20 protein-coding genes are annotated in these 18,527 nt (G+C 43.6%); 11 read left to right on the top strand and 9 right to left on the bottom strand.

Going from position 1 to position 18,527, the window contains the following annotated elements:
- Positions 1-279 precede the first annotated feature (279 nt).
- The 3 genes from WBA23_RS10845 (at position 280) to WBA23_RS10835 (ending at position 2,620) form a co-directional block, all read left to right on the top strand.
- Positions 280-1,029, top strand: coding sequence for a DUF6261 family protein (locus WBA23_RS10845; RefSeq protein ID WP_424582298.1), 750 nt, complete (start codon positions 280-282; stop codon positions 1,027-1,029).
- 91 nt (positions 1,030-1,120) lie between these two features.
- The gene (locus WBA23_RS10840; RefSeq protein ID WP_424582297.1) at positions 1,121-2,050 is read left to right on the top strand and encodes a hypothetical protein; all 930 of its coding nucleotides are present in this window, start codon (positions 1,121-1,123) and stop codon (positions 2,048-2,050) included.
- A 141-nt stretch (positions 2,051-2,191) separates the two neighbouring features.
- A complete protein-coding gene (locus tag WBA23_RS10835; RefSeq protein WP_424582296.1) occupies positions 2,192-2,620 on the top strand; it encodes an STAS/SEC14 domain-containing protein in 429 nt (142 codons plus the stop codon).
- Positions 2,621-2,653: 33 nt separating this feature from the next.
- On the opposite strand, the gene WBA23_RS10830 is transcribed toward WBA23_RS10835, so the two are convergent.
- Together WBA23_RS10830 and WBA23_RS10825 are read right to left on the bottom strand one after the other, a co-directional pair.
- Complete coding sequence (locus WBA23_RS10830; RefSeq protein WP_424582295.1) at positions 2,654-3,043, bottom strand: hypothetical protein; 390 nt, start codon at positions 3,041-3,043, stop codon at positions 2,654-2,656.
- A gap of 20 nt (positions 3,044-3,063) precedes the next feature.
- Positions 3,064-3,270, bottom strand: coding sequence for a hypothetical protein (locus tag WBA23_RS10825; RefSeq protein WP_424582294.1), 207 nt, complete (start codon positions 3,268-3,270; stop codon positions 3,064-3,066).
- A gap of 355 nt (positions 3,271-3,625) precedes the next feature.
- Here WBA23_RS10825 and WBA23_RS10820 point away from each other — a divergent pair, with 355 nt between their 5' ends.
- Entirely contained in the window at positions 3,626-4,258 is a 633-nt protein-coding gene (locus WBA23_RS10820; protein WP_424582293.1) for a porin family protein, read from the top strand.
- Between the two features lie 123 nt (positions 4,259-4,381).
- Here the strand turns inward: WBA23_RS10820 and sppA are convergent, their stop codons facing one another.
- Positions 4,382-6,166, bottom strand: coding sequence for a signal peptide peptidase SppA (sppA, locus tag WBA23_RS10815; RefSeq protein ID WP_424582292.1), 1,785 nt, complete (start codon positions 6,164-6,166; stop codon positions 4,382-4,384).
- A gap of 168 nt (positions 6,167-6,334) precedes the next feature.
- Here sppA and folK point away from each other — a divergent pair, with 168 nt between their 5' ends.
- Entirely contained in the window at positions 6,335-6,856 is a 522-nt protein-coding gene (gene folK / locus WBA23_RS10810) for a 2-amino-4-hydroxy-6-hydroxymethyldihydropteridine diphosphokinase (RefSeq protein ID WP_424582291.1), read from the top strand.
- A 65-nt stretch (positions 6,857-6,921) separates the two neighbouring features.
- On the opposite strand, the gene moeB is transcribed toward folK, so the two are convergent.
- Positions 6,922-8,085, bottom strand: a complete 1,164-nt coding sequence (gene moeB / locus WBA23_RS10805) for a molybdopterin-synthase adenylyltransferase MoeB (protein ID WP_424582290.1) — start codon at positions 8,083-8,085, stop codon at positions 6,922-6,924.
- Between the two features lie 71 nt (positions 8,086-8,156).
- Positions 8,157-9,380 (bottom strand): L-2-hydroxyglutarate oxidase, encoded by a 1,224-nt coding sequence (lhgO, locus tag WBA23_RS10800; protein WP_424582289.1) that lies wholly within the window; start codon positions 9,378-9,380, stop codon positions 8,157-8,159.
- Between the two features lie 331 nt (positions 9,381-9,711).
- On the opposite strand from lhgO, the gene WBA23_RS10795 reads away from it, so the two are divergent.
- The 5 genes from WBA23_RS10795 to gldG all read left to right on the top strand — a co-directional run bounded on the left by WBA23_RS10795 (position 9,712) and on the right by gldG (position 15,550).
- A complete protein-coding gene (locus tag WBA23_RS10795; protein ID WP_424582288.1) occupies positions 9,712-11,325 on the top strand; it encodes a SulP family inorganic anion transporter in 1,614 nt (537 codons plus the stop codon).
- Positions 11,326-11,397: 72 nt separating this feature from the next.
- Positions 11,398-11,859, top strand: a complete 462-nt coding sequence (locus WBA23_RS10790; protein WP_424582287.1) for a phage holin family protein — start codon at positions 11,398-11,400, stop codon at positions 11,857-11,859.
- A gap of 211 nt (positions 11,860-12,070) precedes the next feature.
- Complete coding sequence (gldA, locus tag WBA23_RS10785; RefSeq protein ID WP_424582286.1) at positions 12,071-13,039, top strand: gliding motility-associated ABC transporter ATP-binding subunit GldA; 969 nt, start codon at positions 12,071-12,073, stop codon at positions 13,037-13,039.
- 4 nt (positions 13,040-13,043) lie between these two features.
- Positions 13,044-13,772: a gliding motility-associated ABC transporter permease subunit GldF gene (gene gldF, locus WBA23_RS10780; protein ID WP_424582285.1), complete on the top strand. Its 729-nt coding sequence runs from the start codon at positions 13,044-13,046 to the stop codon at positions 13,770-13,772.
- A gap of 77 nt (positions 13,773-13,849) precedes the next feature.
- On the top strand, positions 13,850-15,550 hold the full coding sequence (gldG, locus tag WBA23_RS10775; protein WP_424582284.1) for a gliding motility-associated ABC transporter substrate-binding protein GldG: 1,701 nt from the start codon (positions 13,850-13,852) through the stop codon (positions 15,548-15,550).
- 15 nt (positions 15,551-15,565) lie between these two features.
- Here the strand turns inward: gldG and WBA23_RS10770 are convergent, their stop codons facing one another.
- Positions 15,566-16,252, bottom strand: coding sequence for a potassium channel family protein (locus tag WBA23_RS10770; RefSeq protein ID WP_424582283.1), 687 nt, complete (start codon positions 16,250-16,252; stop codon positions 15,566-15,568).
- Between the two features lie 187 nt (positions 16,253-16,439).
- Between WBA23_RS10770 and WBA23_RS10765 the strand changes: the two genes are divergently transcribed.
- The gene (locus tag WBA23_RS10765; protein WP_424582282.1) at positions 16,440-16,859 is read left to right on the top strand and encodes a hypothetical protein; all 420 of its coding nucleotides are present in this window, start codon (positions 16,440-16,442) and stop codon (positions 16,857-16,859) included.
- Between the two features lie 64 nt (positions 16,860-16,923).
- Here the strand turns inward: WBA23_RS10765 and hisE are convergent, their stop codons facing one another.
- The 3 genes from hisE to WBA23_RS10750 form a co-directional block, all read right to left on the bottom strand.
- Positions 16,924-17,229: a phosphoribosyl-ATP diphosphatase gene (gene hisE, locus WBA23_RS10760; RefSeq protein ID WP_424582281.1), complete on the bottom strand. Its 306-nt coding sequence runs from the start codon at positions 17,227-17,229 to the stop codon at positions 16,924-16,926.
- 82 nt (positions 17,230-17,311) lie between these two features.
- A complete protein-coding gene (gene hisF / locus WBA23_RS10755; protein ID WP_424582280.1) occupies positions 17,312-18,070 on the bottom strand; it encodes an imidazole glycerol phosphate synthase subunit HisF in 759 nt (252 codons plus the stop codon).
- Between the two features lie 39 nt (positions 18,071-18,109).
- Positions 18,110-18,527, bottom strand: a 418-nt coding sequence (locus WBA23_RS10750; protein ID WP_424582279.1) for a HisA/HisF-related TIM barrel protein, incomplete at its 5' end; no start/stop codon positions are given.

Below are 18,527 nucleotides of genomic sequence, written 5' to 3'. Positions count from 1 at the left end.
CATGCTGACAGTGTCAGGAAGCCATCAAGTGCTCTGGCAAGCATGCTGACAGTGTCAGGAAGCCATCAAGTGCTCTGGCAAGCATGCTGACAGTGTCAGGAAGCCATCAAGTGCTCTGGCAAGCATGCTGACGGGGTATTGAGCCTTCCTGAGTAGACTGCTAAAGTTTTTTCACTTTCTTAGCTACGTACCATATTTCGTAAAACCACTTTTTCTTCTATTCGCAGTAGCCCGTACTTTGTGGTGAACAAGAATTAATTATCATTAACCCTTATTCTTATGTTTGTTGCCGCTTCAATATTCAATTACCGGATTAAAGAATTCACCCAATTCATCCGTAACACGCTGATGATCGTAAATCAGCATAACCCTACCGAACTAAAAGTAAAAACTCAATACCAGGATCTTAATCGGTTGTGTCAGCAGTTAGAGAAAGCCTACGAGCAACTGGACAATAGTCATCTATCACTGCAACTTACTGAGCTGGACAATCAGCGCGATCAGGCTGTTATTTGTTTACGAGCACTGAGTGAAGGGTACACTCGTCACCCTAAAACAACCCATCAGGAAGCCGCAGCGCAGTTACTGACCTGTATTGACCGGTACGGCAACCGGCTTTATGCCCTCAATTATACTGAAGAAACGGCTACCCTTAAGCAGTTAATAAGCGAGCTGCAAACCCGCCCTGAATGTGTTCAGGCAGTACAAACGTTGAAATTAGAAGTTGTAGTAAACGAAATGAAGCAGGCCAACCAGGCATTTGAAAAGCTATTTATCCAGCGGATAGAAGAAAATGTTCAACTGGAGGGGCCTACCAATCGTGAACTGACGCGCCAAGCTGCCACTGCCTACCGCGAACTACTCAAACACCTGCAAGCGCACGCCACGCTAAACCCTTCTAACGAATACCGATTGCTAACTGATCTTCTGAACGAAAACACCAGTCACTTTAATGAAGTAGTGGCTCGCCGTAGAAATAACTCAGGGTCTGAGTTGATTACTGCTTCGGATACTAAAGCAGCGGAGTAAGAGACATAGCTGCCACTTCTACGCAGTAATAAATATGATCAAAGTGGCACTAAGAAAATAAGCGTCATTCACATCAAGCTTAAACTGATAAATGAAAAGTCTATTACTCTTCGCATTGATCAGCCCTCTTTTTAGTCAGGCTCAGTACTTTAGTGGTGAGATTACGTACGAGATCAGTATTATTTCAAAGTCGGATACGGTAGATGTGCAGAAAATTGTAGACTCAAGGCACGGAACTACCGCATCTTATATCATAACAGCCCAACATTATAAGTCTACTTATCTGAAGAATGGCCAGTACAACTATTCGTATACCTACGATGATGAAACCAAGAGGATGTTTGACGATTACGCCGAAAAGCCTTACGTAACCTTCCGAGATTCTAGACGGGCAAATGTGCAGTATCAAGGCTCTGAAATTCATAAAGATAGCGCAATGATTATATTGGGCTATAATTGTTATTTGGTAAAAAGGGACGCCGAATCCAGTACAACTAAAACCTACTATTCAGAGGATATTAAAGTTGATTATGCTGACTTTGAAGGGCATAAAGTGGGTGCTTGGTACGATAAGCTGAAAGAAGTAGATGGTGCACTCCCTCTAAAGATTATTACAGAATACGAAACGTACTTTTCCATTCGGGAGGCGGTTCAGGTCAATGAACGAAAGGTAAAAACCAAGGAATTTAAGCTTCCTAATAAACCTGTTGTCGCTGCGTACTCTGCTCTGGATAGTCGAGCCGAACTTCAGAAGCCTACTCGGGAACAGATGCAATGTTACCAGCAGAAACTGGCGACAGTCTCTAAGCCAGCCGGAGAAAAGTATACGAGCTACATACGTTTCGTGCTTCAGAAAGATGGAAAGATTGAGTTTGTTGAGCCGCATGAAAAAGATGAGGAAGGATTCTTTAGGGTGGCGATTGATATAATCCAGCACTGCGGTCTTCAGTTTAGTCCAGGAAAGATTGAAGGAAAGCCAGTAGAATCTGAGGTTTACTTTCCGATAGAGTTTTTGAGATAGAAATAGAAGGAATACTTTTCAATTCATAGCATTCTGAGATTTATCCATAAGTAGTAAGGATTAGACTGTTGGCATCTGCCCAAACATGTTATGTTGTAGCGGGTTCTTGAGTAGATCATCTTATCCTTTACATCCCTAGTTATGGAACAATACGTTCGTGTAGACAGAGAGAAATTTCCGCTGGTAGTAGTCACCTTTACTGGTGCAAAACCTACTCCTGCTAACTTCCAAGAGTATCTGAATGAGCTGTACGCTAATTATTCGCCTATGCAACGTTTTACGTTAGTTTTTGATGCCACCTTGGCCCGGGTGCCCGGTATTAGCTATCAGAAGCAGCAAGCAGCGTGGATGCGCGAACACCAGAGCCTCATTCAGTCGTACTGCCTAGGAATTGCCTACGTAATTCCGAGCGCAGTAATCCGGAACGTACTAAAGCTGATATTCAAAATTCAGCGTGACCCAGTGGTCAGTAAGGTGTTTTCTAACCAAGAAGAGGGTATAGCTTGGGCGCAATCTCAGTTGGAGACCGGTAACCACAACATCTCTGATGAAGATAGAGTGAATGTTTAAACCCTTAGGTTAGTACTTAATAAGTTCAGACTGCTAACGAGCGTGGGGGTTGTAGTCTTTTCGTTTTTTAGGAATTGTATTGATGGTGGTGTAGAAAAGTAGGCTACCTAACCCTAGGAAAACAACATCCCACCAGTCGGTGGTGAACTCTTCAGATAGGAGCGGAAAGATAACTTCCGAAATTAGCATAATGAATACGGTAGCCACGATTACTTGCAAAGCCGATAGGCGATACGCGTCTCCTCGTTTGAAAAGGTACTGCCGTTCTACTAGCAGCAGACTGAGAACAATTGGCATCGTTAGTAAATTATCTAGATAGCGGTCCGCTAAGGGGAATGTAATATCCAGCCCTTTTTGTAGTACTTGATGTATGATAAACAGTAACGCACAGATGATAAACGCAGGGGAGGTAAGTACCTTCATCGGATGGTATATTTCTGGTATTAAAAGGCCGCTACGAAAGCAATGATTAGAATAGCGATAATGACTGGGGAAAAGGCTGTTAGTACCAATAGTGCTAACCCTTTGTATATTCCTTTAAAAATCTTTAGTGGTAAGGAGTCTGTAGGAACAGGCCGGAGCCACTGCCTTAACTGAGTAACTTTTTGAGTAACATACTTCTGTAGTTCTACCGCAAAAGATCGATTCATAAAAATATAAGTGATAGAACCGGATAATGTTGGCACAGTTGCTTCTTACGATAAAATTTTTTTGCCTACCCTTCTGCTTCTAGTTCAACTATTTCTGCGGTAATAATTTGTTCTCTATTATCTTTTCCCATCCAGAAATTTGGGGCGGAGGCTACCTGTGGGTAAATTCTAGGGACTTTGCTGTTGTATGACTTACCAAATAGTAGTTTCCTGAGTTAAGTTACCTGACTGTTTGGATAAGTATTAACGCTGTTCTATATAACTATTTAACTATCAAACCGTTGGGATACATACGGCCGTAATAAGCAGTCCTTGCATTACGTGACCTATTTTTTTTCACCTTAATTTTTACATTATGAAGAAGTTATTTTTTCTTTTCGTTTGCCTGGGTATCCTTAGTTACCACACTCAAGCTCAGGTAGTTTTTAACCCAAAAATTGGGGTAAACTTTTCTCAAATCACCTCAGAAAGTATTAATCTTTCGGAAGAGGGATTGAAAGCCGGACTTAATGCAGGTATTGATCTCCGCTTTGGTGGCACCGACAATATTGTGTTTTTTCAACCGGGCTTGCATTACTATAACATTGGATCAAACTTCAAGGCTGGTATTGAGGATGAACCCGGTACCGATGACATAGAAACTGAGATAGAAGACATTGTTACCGTTCACAGTCTCAAAATACCATTAAATATTGGTGTTTATCTAACTGGTACGGATGGACCAGTACACGTACGTCTTAGTGGGGGAGTGGTTCCTACGTTTATCTTAGGTGTAGGAGACAGTGATATTGAGGTAAGCTCAGATGACTTCACCTCCGCTTCTTGGGGATTAAACGGTGGCCTGGGCTTCGACTTTTCCGTAGTTAGTCTTGACTTTAACTATGAGCATGGTTTGTCGGATGTGTTAGACGAGGTAGAAGCAATTAACGCTACTGAGATTAACGGTAGAAACCGTATGTTTACCGTTTCTCTGGGAGTGGTACTTTAAAGGCAGCATACCTTAGATAGAAAAGCGATAGCTCGTAGTAGATCATGATCTAGCTACGAGCTATCGCTTTTCTCTTGTAATTAGTTCGTTTTACAGGTACAGACTAGTTATGAGAAGATGTATCTATTTGATCTCCATCTCAAAAGGCATGCGGGCTTGGATGCCTTGCAGGTTGCGTAGTTGGCGGATTTGCTGTACATAGGGGAAAGCATCGCCTAGTTCACGTTTGAGCAACTGGGTGCTTACTTCTTGTCCTAGCTCTTCCATAATCTGCTGGAAAACATCTTTCTGTTCAGGATAGTATTTCACCCGGTAGTCATCTTCCTCTAACCCCGCTTTTTCTACGGCAATCGCAATCGCTTGATCTAATCCACCTAGCACATCTACTAAGTCTCGTTCTAAGGCTTCGGTACCGCTCCACACCCGGCCCGAGGCTACCTTCTTTAATTGCTCTACCGACATATTGCGCCCTTCGGCTGCTTTGCTAGTGAAGGTTTCATAACCTTGTTCAATATTGGCCTGCAAGATGCGACGCTCGGCTTCCGACATAGGCTTGGTGGGGGAAAATATATCCGCAAACTCACTGGTCTGCACAATCTCAGTATCCACTCCAATCTTGTCTACCATCTCTTCCACATTAAAGAAGACACTGAAAATACCAATAGAACCGGTAACCGTGTTAGGGTGCGCCACAATAGTATCGCAACCCATCGCCATATAATACCCACCCGAAGCTGCTACATCCGACATAGAAGCAATCACGGGTTTTTCCTGCTTCGCTAATAGAACTTCACGCCACATTTTATCCGAAGCCAGTGCACTTCCTCCTCCCGAATTAATCCGAATGACGATGGCTTTCACATTATCATCTTCCCGGGCTTTACGAATCTCCTTAGCAAACTTATCACCACCGATACTATTAGCATCCCCCTCACCATCAACAATGCTTCCGGAGGCTACAATTACCGCTACGCGGTTGCGAGAATAATCCGGACTCTCTGCCTTCAGGACAGTGTTATACTTTTCTACCGAAATAAAATTAATATCGTCATCATCGTCTTCTTCTTCCTCTGTGCTTTCTTCTATACCTAATTTTTCCCGCAGTAAATCCCGCACTTCATCCGGGTAGCGTAGTCCGGTTACTAGCTGAGCATCAACCGCATCCTGGGGTTCTCGTATCTTCATAGAATCGGCTAAGTTGCGAAGTTGGTTCTGCGAAATGCTGGTAGAAGTAGCAATCCGATCTAAGTAGGTATCGTACAAGGAATTTAAGAAAGACTTCGTTTGTGCCCGACTAGAGTCACTCATGCTGGTGCGCGTAAATGGTTCTACTGCGCTTTTAAAATCCCCCACTTTAAATATCTCCGGCTCCACCCCAATCTTATCGAGTGTCTCCTTAATAAACACCGTCTCTATCATAAAGCCGTTAAACTCGACAGAACCCCAATCGGGGTGAATGTACAGCTCGTCGGCGACTGAGGCTACGTAATAAGCCCGCTCGGTCAGATAATCACTGTAGGAGATAATAAACTTGCCGGACTCTTTGAAGTCAATCAGGTCGTTACGAATTTCCTCCAGGCTGGCAAAGCCACCGGGGGCAATACTGGCGTCTAAATAAATACCCTGAATGTTTTCGTCTTCCTTGGCGGCTTTAATCGTGTTTCTTACCTCCAATAGCCCCAGTACGCTATTATCCATTCCGGGAAATGGTAAATTGCTAAAAGGATCATCCGGATCGCGCTCTACAATAGGCTTGTTTAGCTTCAGGTGCAGTACCGAATTTTCTTTTACTTCTACTTCAGTATCCTGAGAAGCTGCCGCAATAATTCCGGCAAAAATGAAGAAGATTAATCCGAAGAATACGATTAACCCTACTAAGGTTGCTAATACGTTTCGTAAAAATATCATGATAAAGGTTTATTTGAAGAATGAATGAGTTAATGACCTGCTACTGGGTTTTACAGTAGTTGAACACTACTGCTAGTTCGTGCTATAACAAAGTTTTTCTTTCTTAGTGTTAAATAATCTTATTTTCTTACACTAGAATTCGAAATTTAACACTTTTTTATACTTGCGGTGAAGGTTATTGAGGGAATTTATTTGTTACTAGGCAGTAATCTAGGCGATAGGAGCCATAACTTGTGTTTGGCTCGCGAACATATTGAACAACAAGCAGGGGGTATTGTCCGGCATTCTAGCATTTACGAAACCGAAGCCTGGGGAGTTCTCGATCAACCATTATTTTATAACCAGGTACTACAGATAGAAACGCAACTTGGCCACGAAGCTCTTCTGAACACATTATTATTTATTGAGAAGAAAATTGGAAAGATAAAGGTGGGAAAGTGGCGGGAGCGATTGATTGATATTGATTTGCTATACTACGGCAACCGCATTGTACGAACCTTTACCCTTACTCTTCCCCACCCTGAAATACAAAACCGGCGATTTACCCTAGCCCCGCTAGTGGAGCTAACTCCCAATGAACTACACCCAGTACTTCATCAATCACATCGAAAGTTATTAGAAATTACGCCGGATAAATTGGAGGTGTGGGTAGCTGAAAACCGAAAACCGGAGACGGGAGACCGGAATTAGGAGTGATGTACATAATGCACGGCGCACAAATTTCCAGACTCCGGTTTCCAGTTTCCGGTCTCCGTTTAATACTTCGCCATACTTCCGTCAACTTTCTCGGCCCAAGCAAGGATACCACCTTTAAGGTTGTACAGATTGGTGAAACCATGCTTCTTTTCTAGTTGCTCAATGGCTTGTTGGCTGCGCTTACCGCTGCGGCAGTGAATGACTACCTGCCTGTCAGTGGCAATTTCACCTACTTTGCCTTCTAGTTGCTTCAGAGGAATGAGTTCACCGCCGAGGTTAGCAATATCGTACTCGTAAGGTTCGCGCACGTCAATTAGTTGAAGGTTCCTATTGCCTCGAATCAATTCCTGTAATTCGTGAACACTAATCTCTTTTACAGGAGATTTTTCTTCGTGGGGAAAAATACCGCAGAACTGATCGTAGTCAATTAGCGCGGTTTGCGTAGGGTTTTCGCCGTTTAGTGGATTAGCCGGATCGCGATGAATTTTCAGCGTTCGGGTTTCAAACGTTAACGCATCAAATACAAAAAGCCGACCCGAAAGTGGTTCGCCCACTCCGGTGATTACTTTGATTACTTCGTTTGCTTGTAGGCTTCCCAGAATGCCAGGTAGTACTCCTAGCACTCCCCCTTCGGCACAACTGGGTATCATGCCCGGAGGAGGAGGGGCAGGAAACAAATCGCGGTAATTTGGTCCGGTCTTGCCTTCTTGATCAGTATAGTTGAAGACTGCCGCTTGCCCTTCAAATCGGAAGATAGATGCGTATACATTCACTTTATTCAGCAGTACACAAGCATCATTCATTAAGTAGCGAGTGGGGAAATTATCGGTGCCATCGGCCACCACATCGTATTCTTTAATTATTTCTAGCGCATTTTGGGAGGTAAGAGCAGTATGGTAGATTTTGATATTAACGAATGGGTTCTGCTTACGCAGTCGCTCCGCCGCCGCTTCTACTTTGGGCCGCCCCACATCATCTACGGTAAATAAAACCTGTCGCTGTAGATTGCTATCATCTACCGTGTCAAAATCTACAATGCCAATAGTTCCCACTCCAGCGGCCACCAGATAGGATAATAGCGGAGCACCCAACCCTCCGGTTCCTACTACTAATACTTTGGCGGCTTTTAATCGGCGTTGCCCTTCAATGTTAAACTCAGGAATGATAAGGTGACGGCTGTACCGTTCTAGTTCTTCTTTTGAGAATGTGATACTGCTAGTCATACCGAGTGTGAGAATGAAAGAGTGGTTGAGTACGGAGCTTCTGTTATTCCTTCATTTGGTCATCTCATTTGCTATACCGAAGAAGTTATTTTCTTTCGGTTGAATCTAGGTAAAATCAATTCAGATACAGTTTGGCCAATGGAAAGAGAAGAAGTAGCCGCAGGTGAAGGAGCATTGAGTACGTGTACGGCGTATTCATCTTCCATAATCTTAAAATCATCTAGCAATCCTCCGTTTCGGTCGCACGCTTGCGCTCGAACTCCGGCTTCGCCGGGAACTAAATCATCTTCTTGCACATCAGGAATGAGGTGTTGTAGTGCTTTAGTAAATGCTGATTTGGAAAAAGAGCGATACATCTCTCCCAAACCAGTACGCCAGTATTTACGCGCTACCTTTTGGAAACCCGGCCAGATTAATGTCTCGCTCAACTCTCCCAAGTGAACGTCTGATTTTGTGTAACCTTCCCGGCGGAAGGCCAATACCGCATTGGGTCCAGCTTCTATTCCTCCGCCAATCATGCGTGTAAAGTGCACTCCTAAGAAAGGAAATGCCGGATCAGGTACCGGGTATATCAGATTTTTAACCAGATGTTGCTTATCGGGTTTCAATTCGTAGTACTCCCCTCGGAACGGAACAATCTTCACATTTACGTCGGGTCGCATCATTTGCGCGATCTTATCGGAGTAAAGTCCCGCGCAGTTGATCACAATTCGACCGGTGTAGGTGCCATGATTAGTAATCACCGTGCTACCGCTAATATGGGTTCTAATATCTAATACTTTACGATCCAGAAACAGCAACCCTTCCTGGTTTTGCACCAATTCAGCGTATTTTTGGCAGACAGTAGCATAGTCGATAATACCTGTCTGAGGCACAAATATAGCTTCTAATCCATTTACGTGGGGTTCGTATTCGGCTATTTCTTCCTTCGCCAAACGTTTTAGTCCGGTCAGTCCGTTTGCGGCACCCCGCTCCTGAATCTTATCTAGTTGAGGTAAATCCGATTGGTTCGTTGCGACAATTACTTTACCACAAAGTTCGTGAGGGATGCCGTGCTCGTTACAAAAGTCTAGTAACATTTGGTATCCCCGAATGCAGTTTTCGGCTTTCAGACTACCCGGCTTATAGTAAACTCCCGAATGAATAACCCCGCTATTATGACCAGTTTGGTGAGCGGCTACTTTCGCTTCTTTGTCTAGTATTGCCAGCTTTAGCTGAGGCCTTTGCTCCTTTAGCTTGAGGGCAGTCGCTAATCCTACGATCCCGCCGCCAATGATAACAATATCGTACTCCACACCTGTTCTGTTTTAGTCTTAAGGGAGCTAAGATACAGGAGGGAAAAGCAAGAACCAAAGAAAGAATCACACTTGCCGTAGAAGTACTACTTTACCAAGCAGTAATAATACTTTATTGAATTAATTGATTTCCTATTTCTAATTACTGTGTTGCTTTTCGTATTTTAGCAGATGCTTAGTAGCTGTTCCTTGACTATCACTGCTCCTTTTACAAGTAGCTACTAATTCATGCAGCAGACGGCCATATTGAATATTCAAACTAAGGCATTTCGGCAATAGTTCTTAGCAGAACTTTGCTGTAAATACCAAATTAGTAAGCAAAAGATAGCCTATGAAACCTAACCACAATTTCGTTCAGCACCTACGAGATGATGTACCTGCATCATTAGTCGTTTTCTTGGTGGCTCTTCCACTCTGTTTAGGGATTGCCCTGGCTTCGGGGGCTCCACTGCTCTCAGGTTTAGTAACCGGTATTATTGGTGGTTTGGTAGTTGGCCTGTTGAGTGGTTCTAATTTAGCCGTAAGCGGACCGGCAGCCGGATTAACGGTTATTGTGTTGGACGGTATTGAAGCTATTGGCTCATTCGAGGGTTTCCTGTGTGCGGTAATATTGGCTGGAGCTATTCAGGTAGCATTGGGCATGGTGAAAGCGGGCGTGATTGGCCATTACTTTCCTTCGGCAGTAATCCGAGGAATGTTGGCAGCTATTGGCCTTATTCTTATCCTTAAGCAAATTCCTCACTTTCTGGGAATTGACCAGGATTTTTTTGGAGACATTGCTTTCTTCCAAGCTGACGGACGCAATACGTTTTCAGAAATTGTGTATGCATTTGAAAACCTTCGTTGGGGAGCGTTCTTAGTTGGAATAATTTCATTGGGAGCGATTATTCTGTGGAATCAGCCATTCATAAAGAAGTCGGCCCTTTCCATTGCACCAGGGGCACTGGTAGCGGTGCTTTTAGGAGTATTAGTTAACCAAGCTTTTGTAGTGTTCGCTCCTGATTTGGCTATTCAGTCGGAGCATTTGGTACAGTTACCGGTCATCAGAGGCATAGGCGATATTCAGCAAGAACTGGATTTTCCCGACTTTTCTCAATTTTTCCAGATGACTACGCTTCGTACTGCTATTACTATTGCCATAATCGCCAGTATTGAGACATTGCTCAGCATTGAAGCTACCGATAAGCTCGATCCTGAAAAACATCGTACCCCGCTCAACCGAGAGTTGCGTGCGCAGGGTATTGGAAATATGATTGCTGGTTTGATTGGAGGTATTCCCATGACGGCGGTAATTGTTCGGAGTAGTGCCAACATAAGTGCTGGGGGGAAAACGAAAATGGCCGCTTTCTTTCACGGAATACTGCTCATTTCTTGTGCTTTGCTCATTCCCAACATTCTAAATATGATTCCTCTCGCAGCATTGGCAGCAATATTATTAAACGTAGGCTATAAGCTAACGAAGCCTATCCTCTACAAACAGCAGTGGAATTTAGGCTACGATCAGTTTATTCCGTTCATTGTTACCATATTGGCTATTCTGTTTACTGATTTGCTGGTGGGTATTGCCATTGGTATGGCGGTTGGCTTTTACTACATCCTTCGGGCTAACTACAGTACGCCTTTTTCATTTATCACCCAGAGCAAGGATACCCACGATCACTACGAAATCCATTTGAGTGAGCATGTTTCCTTTCTAAATAAAGCTAGTTTAGCTAAAGCACTGGATCAATTGCCCAAAGGATCAGTAGTGGAAATTTACGGTGACAATACCAAATACGTCGATTACGATGTGATTGAGGCTATTTACGAGTACCAGCACGTTGCGAAAGAACGAGGCGTAACGGTATCATTAATTAATATGCCACTAGAAGGTGTACATGGAATGTTGGTTAGCGGACAGGCGAACCCAACCGCTGAAGCGGTATCGGCGGGTCATTCATATTAAGTTTTTACCGAAAAGATCAAACACAATAGATCATCGGATTGTACTAAATTTTTTATTTAACCTATTTTGATTATGAAAATTCCGAAAGCAATTACCAAATATATTGATGTAGTTAGTCATCCAGGCTACTATATTCAGGTAGAAGTAGAACGTATTAAAGCCAGTGCTCAAGAGAAGTTAACGGAAGTGATATCTAAACTTGTGATATTTGCAGCTATTGGCGTTGTAGCTTTATTTGTATTAGTATTTCTAAGCATTACGGTTGGTCTACTACTCAACGATGCGTTAGATAGCTCTTATTTAGGATTTTTAATTGTCACTGGATTTTATGTACTCCTACTGATTATTTTGTTTTTAGTTAAGAATAACGTTGAAAAGAAGTTATTAGCAATGGCCAAAAAATCGGTCGTAGTTCCCACAAAACATGCCCGACATTTAGAACAGAGCAAAAAGCAGGATTACCATTCTCCGCAGCAATCACCTGAAATACTCCAGGAGGTAAAAAGTAATGGTCGCGCTACCACTAAGCATTAATCACAACCTGCTACGTACTTAAAATGGGCAGCAGAGTTGCGTACGCTGGAAAAATCTCATCCAGAGGTAATAAATACTCGCTTTTCCGTTTTTAATTCCACAAAGGAGTATACAATTTGAGCGGAAATAAGGCGATAAGAAGAATTGTGTGGCAACCTCGACAAACTTCATTTTCTGTCAACTGTGGACCATTGACTAAATACTAAAATCCATGTCGCTTGTTGTTGAGAATTTGACTAAAACCTACGGCAGCCAAGTGGCAGTTAATCAAATATCTTTTTCGGCTCAGCCCGGCGAGATTGTTGGTTTTTTAGGACCAAATGGCGCGGGGAAATCAACTACCATGAAAATCGCGACCGGCTATTTACCACCTACCCAGGGTTCGGTGCGTGTGTGTGACCACGATGTAGAAGAAAATTCGGTAGCGGTACGAAAATGTTTGGGCTACTTACCCGAACATAACCCGCTGTACTTGGATATGTACGTGCACGAGTATCTGCAGTTTATCGGCTCACTGTACGGAATGGAGAGAACTACCCTCACTAATAGAGTAGAGGAAGTAGTTAAGTTATGCGGGTTGAAACCTGAGCAGCGAAAAAAGATTGGAGCGCTTTCCAAAGGCTATCGTCAGCGAGTAGGTTTGGCGCAGGCATTAATTCATAACCCTTTGGTACTTATTCTGGATGAACCTACTACCGGACTAGATCCCAACCAACTTTCGGAAATTCGGGCATTGATTAAAGAAATTAGTCAGGAGAAAACTGTTATTTTCTCTACCCATATTATGCAGGAAGTGCAGGCCCTTTGCGATCGGGTAGTTATTATTAACCGAGGCAATCTAGTGATTGATCGCCCACTAGACGAACTTCAATCAGAGGAGCAGAGCAACTTAGACGAAGTGCAGCGAGTAGAAGTCGCTTTTCTGCAACCTGTAGACGAAGCGCAATTGCAAAATATAGTTGGAATTACTCAGGTAGAAAAGAAGTATCAGACTACCTACGAACTATCCGCCCCCCGAGAACAAGAGGATATTCGCCCATCGATTTTCCGGTTTGCCTGTGAACACCAGCACGTATTGATTGGTATGAAGCCAATAATAGAAGAGAATAAGCGAAGTACCGGAACTTCTCTGGAGGAAATTTTTCGTAGTCTGACCACCACCGAAGTAAATCCATCGTAACGCTATGCTGGCTATTTACCGCAAAGAAGTTAACAGCTACCTTAACTCACTAATTGCTTACGTAGTTATTGCGGTATTTCTAACTGGAACGGGACTGCTGATGTGGGTTTTTCCCGATACCAGCGTATTAACTTACGGCTTCGCTGATCTTTCAACGCTATTTACGTTAGGGCCCTACGTTTTCATGTTTTTAATCCCAGCCATTACTATGCGCAGCTTTGCCGAAGAGCGAAAAGCTGGCACGATGGAATTAATTCTCACCCAACCTGTCACTGACTGGCAGCTAGTGCTGGGAAAATACCTGGCGGCCTGGACTGTTGTGGTACTGGCTGTAGTACCTACATTGATTTACTATTTTTCAGTCTATCAGCTCGGTAATCCGGTGGGTAATCTGGATTCAGCCGGAATCTTTGGCTCTTACATTGGTTTGACTTTACTGGGTGGCGTATTTACGGCTATTGGTACGCTGGCATCGTCGCTGACCGAAAACCAAGTGATCGCTTTTATTCTGGCGGTATTTCTCTGCTTCTTTTTATATACTGGATTTAGTTCATTAGCCGGTTTGAAAATGTGGGACGACTCGGAACTAGTAGTAGAAAAGTTTGGAATTTTGCACCACTACGACGCGATGAGCCGAGGACTGATTGACTCCCGTAATTTATTATATTTCGGTACTGTAACTATAATTATGCTGCTACTCACCCAACTGGTACTAAATAGCCGGAAATGGTGAAAAACAATGTACAGTGGTACAGTTAGCAATGAACAATGTTGTGGACTGTGGACTGATAACGATTAACAATAGAACCATTGAGTAAACAGATACTACAACGTGAGCGAAAGGTTTTTTGGCGCGATATTTCTCGGTTGGGTATCGGGTTGGTGGTTTTGTTTTTTTTAAACGTATTGGCGCAGAACTATTTCTTCCGGGTAGATTTGACCGAAGAAAAGCGCTACAGTCTATCCGATCCCACGAAAGATCTGCTGCAAAATCTGGAGCAAAACGTAGAAGTAACTATTTATTTGGAAGGCAAGCTCCCTCCCGATTTTCAGCGACTACAGCGCAGTATTGAAGAAACACTAGACAATTTCCAGTCCTACGCCGGAAGCAACTTACGCTACCGCTTCGTTGATCCGCTTACTGCCGTAAGTGCCGAGCAGCGTAATGACTTCTTCTTCCGACTAGATAGTATGGGGATTGAGATCACGCGGGTGTTTGATGAAGAAGACGGTAATCGTATTCAGCGGTTGATTGTGCCCGGTGCGGTTATTCGCTCGGGTGGGCGCGAGACGGCAGCAATGTTATTGAAAGGTGATGAAGGGGTTTCCGCCCAGCAACAACTTAATCAGTCGATTGAAGGAGTGGAGTACGAATTGGCCTCAGCAATTCAGCGGATGACAGCGGCTCGTCGTAAGCAAGTCGCAATTATGCGGGGGCACGGTGAGCTGCCTTCAGTAGAAATGGGTAGCCTGATTGATATACTATCCCAAACCTACGATGTATACGAGCTTTTCCTACCGCAGTCTGAGGAAATTGCCCCAGTAGATGCAGTAATTGTGGCTAAACCTCAGCAAGCATTTAGCCGAGCCGACCAATACAAATTAGATCAGTATATTATGCGCGGGGGCAATGTTTTGTTCTTCTTAGACGCTCTGAAGGTGGATATGGACAGCCTAGGTTCCAATGGGGCGTTTGCTTTTCCGATAGATACTGGGTTGGATGATTTGCTGTTTCGCTACGGGTTGCGGGTAAACCCTACCCTGGTGCAGAGTGTTGAATCAGGACAATACCCAATTGTGGTCGGTAATTTGGGCGATCAACCGCAGGTTCGTCTGTTACCTTGGCCATTTTTTCCGGTAGCCAACAACTACGCATCGCATCCAATTGTCCGTAACCTAGATGCCGTTCACCTGCGCTTCGTAAACTCTATGGATACTGTTGCGGCGGCAGGTGTAATCAAAACACCGTTAGTGTACACTTCCCAATATTCACGGGTACTCAGCACACCCATTGTGGTGGATTTAAACGAACTGCGACAGGCTCCTGAGCCAGAACGTTACCAAGCGGGGCCTCAGGCAACCGCTTACCTACTGGAGGGCAAATTTACCTCGGTATTTCGCAATCGTATTCTTCCTAATGAACTAAACACTCAAAATTTTCGGAACGGAAGCGTTCCTACTAAACTCTTGGTAGTTTCTGATGGCGACGTAGTTCGCAATGAACTTGATCCGCAGAATAACCGCCCGCTGCCGTTGGGGTTTGACCCATTCACCGAGCGCACGTTTGCTAATCAAGATTTTGTGCTAAACGCTTTGGCGTATATGATTGATGATGGCGGGTTAATTCAGTCGCGCACCAATGAAGTAAGGCTTCGTCCGCTAGATTCAGTGAAGGTAAAAGAAGAAGCAGTTCGCTGGCAAACCATCAACTTGGTACTACCGCTCGTACTTATAGGTATATTTGGATTAGTGAAATTTTACTTACGCCGAAAACGCTACGCCCGCTTTTAACATAACGGGTAATTGCTACTTCGAAGAAGAAGATTTGTAAACACTTACCAATCGCCCGAGAATAATAGCAATATAAAGCAAGCCAATCATCGCTTCTACCGATGATATTGATTGAGCCCAGGCAGAAGTCGGCGTAATATCTCCGTAGCCCAGCGTGGTGAGAGTAGAATAGCTAAAATATACAATGCGTTGCCAAGGTAGCGGGCTTTCCAGATAATTTGGTGCCAGGAAGGCTTCAGGGTCTAGGGTATAAATAATCATATACAGTGCCGTAAATGAGTTGCCTAGTATAATGTAGATGGTACATGCTCCGTAGATAACATCACGATTAATCACATCAATCGCAAAGATAAAGTCGATAAGTACTAATATAATTAGTCCTTGGAAAAGAAAGAGGGCTACGTACGAAGCAATGGTCAGCCAGACCACACTACCCCCGGTGAGTTGCCAGGGAATACCTACGGCCAAATTCAAAACTGCAAGCACTATGGCAATAATCATCCGGGGGCGACTTACACTAGCGATGTATACTCCACTCGCTAGTAGCCCGCAGTACAGGGAGAAGTAGATAATATTATGCGTAGTGCTATACAGCGAAAGCGGATAAGTCAGTTGGAGCAACAGCATCGCCAACAGCACGTAAATAACCCGTCCCTTCACTCGCTCAATAGCTTCTTGTTCAACGTCAGGGGTATGCAGCATAGTTAGGAATAAAGAAGGTGAATAGGTTTCTGCGCTCGGTTCGCCACTGACTATCATCCTTAGGTTCGTAAAAATTAATAACATTTATCAATTTTATTACTAGGTACGGTTGGCCGTTTAATTGTACAGATAGTGGTAGCCAATTTATGCATTTTGTGTGTATGTTCAATCTAAAATGAAAGTGTCTATGGTTATTGAAGAAAAAGTGTTAATCGACGAAAAAAATTATCATGCTGTAATTCTGGGAGAGACTGGGGTTATAAAACTTACTACCAAAGGATTTATACCCTACAACGACTTCGTAAGAAATGCCGAGCAAGTTTTGAAAGAAGTAGAAAAGCATCGCATCAAGAAAGTAATTACTGATAATAGGTACTGCAAAGTGCTTTCTAAGGAGCATCAGGAATATATTAGCGGACAGTGGGTTAAAAATTTTACTCAGAAAGGTGGGGTCAAAATTGCAGTAGTCATGCCCGAAGATGTATTTGGAAAAATGGGAGTAGACGCAGTTGTCCAGACTGTCCATACTGTCCATACTGGTGACGATAGCACACTAGAAATGAGGGCCTTTGATAATATGAAAGATACCGAAGATTGGATATTCTAATTTATTCTCAATAAAGCACTAGTAGGCCCTGAACATTCGGGGCTTTTTTGCTCGACACCCATTTCTACTTATGCCGCTCTTCTAGCACTTCAATCACTTCTTCCAGGCTCATTTCCTTAGCTTCCAGCAAAATCATCAGATGAAAGAGCAAATCGGCGACTTCATTCTTGAATAACTCATCGTCGTGGTCCTTAGCTTCAATTACTACCTCAACCGCCTCTTCGCCTACTTTCTGAGCTACTTTGTTAATTCCTTTGCGGAATAAAAGAGCAACGTATGAGGTAAGATTTTTATCATCACTATTTGCCATCTGATGGCGCTGCTTAATAATGTCGGTGAGCTGTTGCAGGAAGTCTAGGTTAGAGATCATAATGTTTGTTTTGTGTCTGTTGTGGTGTGAAGTGCTAAGGTATTTGCTTACTTCGCTATGTGTTTTATTTAAACACCATAACCTAATTCATTCTCATCGGAATATCCTTTTCCGAAAGGTACTGCTTAAGTTCAGGAATAGGAATCTCACGGAAGTGAAAGATACTAGCAGCTAAAGCGGCATCAGCATTTCCCTCGGTAAATGTATCGTAGAAGTGTTCTTTCGTACCGGCCCCACCCGAAGCAATAATCGGAATGGATAGCTGTTCCGACATTCGGGCAACTAATTCATTGGCAAAACCTTGTTTGGTGCCATCGTGATCCATAGATGTCAGCAGAATTTCCCCAGCTCCCCGGTCTTGCACTTCCTTCGCCCAGGCAAATGTTTCTAATTCGGTAGGTGTACGCCCCCCGTGAGTATGCACGATATGTTTGCCGTTTACGTAGCGCGTATCAATAGCCACCACAATGCATTGACTACCGTAGTTAGCCGACAGTTCGTTAATGAGTTCGGGCCTTCGTACCGCAGCGGAGTTAATGGATACTTTATCGGCTCCGGCGTACAGTAGGGCTTCTACATCCTCTATAGTGCTAATACCGCCCCCCACCGTAAACGGAATATTCACCTGCTGAGCCACGTGCGTAACCAGTTCAATCAGGGTTTTCCGCTTCTCAACTGTCGCGGTAATATCCAGAAATACTAATTCGTCGGCACCTTCGTCCGCGTAAATTTTTGCCAGTTCTACCGGATCTCCGGCATCGCGCAACTGCACAAAGTTAATTCCCTTTACAGTGCGCCCATCTTTTACATCTAGGCAAGGTATAATTCTTTTGGTTAGCATTCTTTTTTAATTTTTCGTTGAGACGCAAGATTTTGCGCCTCAACGGGGTAGAAATTCGCTCAGTTCATTCAATTTTATCCGTCCTTCTAACAGAGCTTTCCCTATAATAACTCCGTATAATCCGGCAGACTGTAATTCCCGAAGGTCATCTACGGTAGTTACCCCGCCACTGGCAATTAGTTTAAGCTGAGGTATTTCTTGTAGAATATCTTGGTACAACTCTAGTGAAGGGCCTTGCAGTAGCCCATCCTTGGCTACATCGGTGCAAATAACATATTCTATGCCTTTAGAGTAGTAATGTTTGATAAAATCAGACACATTCCACTCGGTCTGTTCTTGCCAACCATGCACAGCAATTTTGCGGTTTTTAGCATCGGCACCGAGAATAATTTTCTCATTGCCAAATTTCTTCAACCAATCAAGAAAAGTATCCGGCTTCCGTACTGCAATGCTTCCC

Source organism: Tunicatimonas sp. (genome assembly GCF_049647865.1).
In the GTDB taxonomy this organism is placed as follows: domain Bacteria; phylum Bacteroidota; class Bacteroidia; order Cytophagales; family Cyclobacteriaceae; genus Tunicatimonas.
The sequence above is the reverse complement of the archived record's forward strand: the minus strand, read 5'-3'. Positions and strand labels throughout refer to the sequence as shown.

Coding starts and splice junctions, on each gene's coding strand:
- WBA23_RS10845 (WP_424582298.1), top strand. CDS start 280: ATGTTTGTTGCCGCTTCAATATTCAATTACCGGATTAAAGAATTCACC.
- WBA23_RS10840 (WP_424582297.1), top strand. CDS start 1,121: ATGAAAAGTCTATTACTCTTCGCATTGATCAGCCCTCTTTTTAGTCAG.
- WBA23_RS10835 (WP_424582296.1), top strand. CDS start 2,192: ATGGAACAATACGTTCGTGTAGACAGAGAGAAATTTCCGCTGGTAGTA.
- WBA23_RS10830 (WP_424582295.1), bottom strand. CDS start 3,043: ATGAAGGTACTTACCTCCCCTGCGTTTATCATCTGTGCGTTACTGTTT.
- WBA23_RS10825 (WP_424582294.1), bottom strand. CDS start 3,270: ATGAATCGATCTTTTGCGGTAGAACTACAGAAGTATGTTACTCAAAAA.
- WBA23_RS10820 (WP_424582293.1), top strand. CDS start 3,626: ATGAAGAAGTTATTTTTTCTTTTCGTTTGCCTGGGTATCCTTAGTTAC.
- sppA (WP_424582292.1), bottom strand. CDS start 6,166: ATGATATTTTTACGAAACGTATTAGCAACCTTAGTAGGGTTAATCGTA.
- moeB (WP_424582290.1), bottom strand. CDS start 8,085: ATGACTAGCAGTATCACATTCTCAAAAGAAGAACTAGAACGGTACAGC.
- WBA23_RS10795 (WP_424582288.1), top strand. CDS start 9,712: ATGAAACCTAACCACAATTTCGTTCAGCACCTACGAGATGATGTACCT.
- WBA23_RS10790 (WP_424582287.1), top strand. CDS start 11,398: ATGAAAATTCCGAAAGCAATTACCAAATATATTGATGTAGTTAGTCAT.
- gldA (WP_424582286.1), top strand. CDS start 12,071: ATGTCGCTTGTTGTTGAGAATTTGACTAAAACCTACGGCAGCCAAGTG.
- gldF (WP_424582285.1), top strand. CDS start 13,044: ATGCTGGCTATTTACCGCAAAGAAGTTAACAGCTACCTTAACTCACTA.
- WBA23_RS10770 (WP_424582283.1), bottom strand. CDS start 16,252: ATGCTGCATACCCCTGACGTTGAACAAGAAGCTATTGAGCGAGTGAAG.
- WBA23_RS10765 (WP_424582282.1), top strand. CDS start 16,440: ATGGTTATTGAAGAAAAAGTGTTAATCGACGAAAAAAATTATCATGCT.
- hisE (WP_424582281.1), bottom strand. CDS start 17,229: ATGATCTCTAACCTAGACTTCCTGCAACAGCTCACCGACATTATTAAG.
- hisF (WP_424582280.1), bottom strand. CDS start 18,070: ATGCTAACCAAAAGAATTATACCTTGCCTAGATGTAAAAGATGGGCGC.